Below are 1190 nucleotides of genomic sequence, written 5' to 3'. Positions count from 1 at the left end.
CTTTCTTGATTACTCAAAGGGAAATCTCATCTTGGAGGGGGCTTCATGCTTAGATGCTTTCAGCATTTATCCCGTCCGCACGTAGCTACCCAGCGATGCTCCTGGCGGAACAACTGGTACACCAGCGGTGCGTCCATCCCGGTCCTCTCGTACTAAGGACAGCTCTCCTCAAATTTCCTGCGCCCACGACGGATAGGGACCGAACTGTCTCACGACGTTCTGAACCCAGCTCGCGTACCGCTTTAATGGGCGAACAGCCCAACCCTTGGGACCTACTCCAGCCCCAGGATGCGATGAGCCGACATCGAGGTGCCAAACCTCCCCGTCGATGTGGACTCTTGGGGGAGATCAGCCTGTTATCCCCAGGGTAGCTTTTATCCGTTGAGCGATGGCCCTTCCATGCGGAACCACCGGATCACTAAGCCCGACTTTCGTCCCTGCTCGACTTGTAGGTCTCGCAGTCAAGCTCCCTTCTGCCTTTGCGCTCTACGAATGATTTCCAACCATTCTGAGGGAACCTTTGGGCGCCTCCGTTACTGTTTAGGAGGCGACCGCCCCAGTCAAACTACCCGCCTGACACGGTCCTCCAGCCGGATCACGGCTGCGAGTTAGAGACTCTATGCATGAAGGGCGGTATCCCAAGGGTGACTCCTCCGAAGCTGGCGCTCCGGGCTCGACGTCTCCCGCCTATCCTGTACATCATGCACAAAGCCTCAATATCAGGCTGTAGTAAAGCTCCATGGGGTCTTTCCGTCCTGTCGCGGGTAACCTGCATCTTCACAGGTACTATGATTTCACCGGGTCTCTCGTTGAGACAGTGCCCAAATCGTTACGCCTTTCGTGCGGGTCGGAACTTACCCGACAAGGAATTTCGCTACCTTAGGACCGTTATAGTTACGGCCGCCGTTTACTGGGGCTTCGGTTCAAAGCTTCGCTTGCGCTAACCCATCCCCTTAACCTTCCAGCACCGGGCAGGCGTCAGCCCCTATACGTCATCTTGCGATTTAGCAGAGACCTGTGTTTTTGCTAAACAGTCGTTTGGGCCTATTCACTGCGGCTCTACTCATGTAGAGCGTCCCTTCTCCCGAAGTTACGGGACCATTTTGCCGAGTTCCTTAACGAGAGTTATCCCGCGCGTCTTAGAATTCTCATCTCGCCTACCTGTGTCGGTTTACGGTACTGGCGCCTTC

At 55.4% G+C, this 1190-nt stretch carries 1 rRNA gene (cut by a window edge); it reads right to left on the bottom strand.

The features are described 5' to 3' along the window. Positions 1–1190, bottom strand: a 23S ribosomal RNA gene (locus tag ASF99_RS00015) (its annotated part continues 1643 nt past the right edge of the window); the annotation flags it as partial.

Source organism: Exiguobacterium sp. Leaf187 (genome assembly GCF_001423925.1).
GTDB lineage: Bacteria > Bacillota > Bacilli > Exiguobacteriales > Exiguobacteriaceae > Exiguobacterium_A > Exiguobacterium_A indicum.
Note: the sequence above shows the minus strand (reverse complement) of the source record. Positions and strands in the feature narration are given on the sequence as shown.